This window comes from Caenispirillum salinarum AK4 (assembly GCF_000315795.1).
Lineage (GTDB): Bacteria > Pseudomonadota > Alphaproteobacteria > Rhodospirillales > Rhodospirillaceae > Caenispirillum > Caenispirillum salinarum.
Map to the genome: position 1 here is coordinate 1 of NZ_ANHY01000024.1, position 3,268 is coordinate 3,268.

Below are 3,268 nucleotides of genomic sequence, written 5' to 3' on the forward strand. Positions count from 1 at the left end.
CCGCCGCCGCCGCAATCACCGCCTGAAGGACACGCCGCCATGCCGCCCGACTTCGCCCGTCCCGATCCGGAGGACCTGGCCGATGCCGCCGCCGAGGTGGTGGATTGCATGCGTGTCCTGGGCAAGAGCGGCAGCAACATCGTTCTGGAAGCCCTGGGCGGTTACGACTTCGTGGAGTTGGAGCACTACCCGCCGGGCGACGTGCGCGACCCGGAAACCCACAGCCAGTTCTACTTCCATGCCCATCCCGCTTCTCCGACGCGGGAGGTGGACTTCGGCCACTTCCACACCTTCCTCCGGCCCGCCGCCCTGCCCACCGACGCCGCGCCGGCCGAGCTGCCGGGCAACCCGGTGGATCGCGACCCGGCGGGGGTAACGGCGCACCTTGTCGCCATCAGTATGGACCGCTACGGCCGCCCAACGGCCCTGTTCACCACCAACCGCTGGGTCACCGACGAAACGATCTACGCGGCGGATGTGTTGATTCCTGCCCTGCCCGCCTTCGAGATGGACGTCGCCCATCCATCCTGGCCGCTGAACCGCTGGATCACGGCCATGATGACGCTCTACCGGCCCGAAATCGCGGCACTCCTGCGCCAGCGCGACCACGTCCTGGCCCGCCACGGTTCGGCCGCCGCCGGAACCGATGTCCTGAACGACCGCGCGCTGGAGGTCACCTCGCGTCAATCCATTGACCTGGAAACGAAACTGGCAGAGGTGCGCCACCTTGCAGGTTTGACATGATATTTTTGTATATCGCAGGCATTTGACATTTCCGCGGTGCGTATTTAAATCGGTTCCACGATTGGAATCGGAGGATACCCCATGCGCACGCTGTACATCGCCGCATCCGCCGCCGTGCTGCTCGCCGCCGGCACCGCCGCCGCCCAGGCCGAGGGCCTGACCGACCGCCCGCTGGTCGACCCGGCGTGGCTGGAAAGCAACCTGAATGCCGATAACCTGGTGGTGATCGACATCCGCGACCCTGAGTACGACAAGGACGGCAAGCCGAAGGGCCCGGTCCCCTACACGCAGGGCCATGTCCCGGGCTCGGTCGCCGCGCCCTACGTGGGCTACGCCTGGCGCACCAAGACCGACGGCACGCCAGGCATGCTGCCCACCGTTCCGACGCTGGAAGAGAAGATCGGCGCGCTGGGCATCGACGAGGATACCCATGTCGTCATCATTCCGGCCGGCGAGGATTCCTCGGACTTCGGCAGCGCCACGCGCGTCTACTGGACCTTCAAGGTGATGGGCCATGACGAGGTCTCCATCCTGGAAGGCGGCCACAAGGCATGGGTCGCGGCCGGCAAGCCCCTGTCGACCGAGGGGACGCAGCCCGCGCCCGCCATTTTCGAAGCCGAGTTCCGACCCGAGCTGATCGCCACCGCCGACGACGTGCGTCAGGCCCTGGACGGCAAGGCCGCCCTGGTCGACGCCCGCCCGACCGAGCAGTACCTGGGCCAGGCCAAGAGCCCGGTCGCCAAGGTCGCCGGGACCATTCCGGGCTCGGCGAACATCGCCAACGGCCTGTTCTACGACGGCAAGACCGCCCAGTTCGCCGAGCCGTCGGACATCGACAGCCTGCTCGAACAGGTGGGCATCGAGAAGGACCAGCCGCAGATCGCCTACTGCAACACCGGCCACTGGGCGTCGGTCGCGTGGTTCGGCCTGAGCGAGGTCGCCGGCGCCGAGAACGTCAGCATGTATGACGGCTCGCTGGCCGAATGGACCAAGGACGCCGAAAACCCGATGGTCGTCTACGGCAACACCAACTAAGCCGACGGACGCAGCAAGAGACCGATCATGAGCCAAGCCAACGCATCCACCACCACCGCGCCCCGTCCCGGCCTGCTCGGCCGCTTCGGGGTGGACGTGGACAACGGTCCGGCCCTGGCGGCCGGCGCCGCCCTGGTGCTGGGCGCCATCGCCGTGTGGCAGGCGGTGGACCTGCGCCAGGCCGCCCTGTTCCTCATCGGCGGGGCCCTGGGTGCCACCCTCTACCATGCCGCCTTCGGCTTCACAGGCGGCTGGCGCCGTCTGGTGGTGGAGCGGCGCGGGCGGGCCATGCGGGCGCAGATGCTCATGATCGGCCTCGCTGCCATCGTCTTCATGCCCCTTCTGGCCGCCGGGGAGGTCTTCGGCACGGCCCTTGTGGGCTCGGTTGCCCCGGTGGGCGTGTCGGTGCTGGTCGGCGCGGCGCTGTTCGGCCTGGGGATGCAACTCGGCGGCGGCTGCGGCTCGGGTACGCTGTTCACCGTCGGCGGCGGGTCGAGCCGCATGTTGGTGACGCTGGCCTTCTTCGTCATCGGCGCCGTTGCGGGAAGCTGGCACCTGCCCTGGTGGCTGGAGCAGCCCGGCCTGCCGCCCGTCAGCCTGGGCGCGAGCCTGGGCGTCTCGGGCGGTCTGGCGGTCACGCTGGTCGGCCTGGCGCTGGTCGCCGCGCTGACGGTGTGGGTGGAGCGCCGCCGCCACGGCACGCTGGAGCCCGCTCCGACGCCGCCGCGCCACGGCTTGGGGCGCCTGCTGCACGGCCCCTGGCCGCTGCTGGGCGCCGCACTCCTGCTCGCGGGTCTGAACGTGGCGACGCTGCTGGTCGCCGGCCACCCGTGGTCCATCACCTTCGCCTTCGGCCTCTGGGGCGCGAAGACGGCGCAGGTCGTGGGCGTGCCGGTGGAAAACTGGGCCTTCTGGAACTGGCCCGGCCCGCAGGCGGCGCTGGGTGACAGCGTGCTGTTCGACACCACGTCCGTGATGAACTTCGGCATCCTCATTGGCGCCGCGCTGGCCGCCGCGCTGGCGGGCAAGTTCGCCCCCAAGGCCGCCCTGCCCTGGCGCAGCCTTGCCGCCGCCATCATCGGCGGCCTGCTGATGGGCTACGGCGCGCGGTTGGCGTTCGGCTGCAACATCGGCGCGCTGTTCTCCGGCATCGCCTCGGGCAGCCTGCACGGCTGGCTGTGGTTCGCCGCTGCCTTCGCGGGCAGCCTGATCGGCATCCGCCTGCGCCCCCTGTTCGGCCTCGACGGAGGCAAGTGAGTCCAGCCATGAAAAAGAGCAAGCGCAACGCCCTGCTGTTCGGCTCCGTCTTCCTGGCGGGCACTGCCGCCGTGGCCGCCGACCACATCGCGCATCGCGGCCTTTCCGGCGCCAAGCCCGCCGCCGGGCCGGTGGTCGCCGGCTCGGCCACCTGCGCGGCCATCGCCCCCTGCGCGGCGGCGGCAGCGCCGTGCGCCGCGGCAGCGGCCCCCTGCGCTGCCGGCGCGGCCGC

Annotated in this window: 4 protein-coding genes; all 4 read left to right on the top strand. The window is 70.3% G+C overall.

From position 1 onward, the window contains the following. A partial coding sequence (locus tag C882_RS20355) for a DUF6969 family protein (protein ID WP_322090759.1) occupies positions 1-744 on the top strand: 744 nt, incomplete at its 5' end. Positions 745-825: 81 nt separating this feature from the next. Beyond that, positions 826-1,779 carry a sulfurtransferase gene (locus C882_RS20360; protein ID WP_009542572.1) on the top strand — a complete coding sequence of 318 codons (954 nt, stop codon included), beginning with the start codon at positions 826-828 and terminating at the stop codon, positions 1,777-1,779. 27 nt (positions 1,780-1,806) lie between these two features. Further along, a complete protein-coding gene (locus C882_RS20365; RefSeq protein WP_009542573.1) occupies positions 1,807-3,036 on the top strand; it encodes a YeeE/YedE family protein in 1,230 nt (409 codons plus the stop codon). 8 nt (positions 3,037-3,044) lie between these two features. Beyond that, the coding region (locus C882_RS20370) for a hypothetical protein (RefSeq protein WP_043646887.1) at positions 3,045-3,268 on the top strand (224 nt) is incomplete at its 3' end.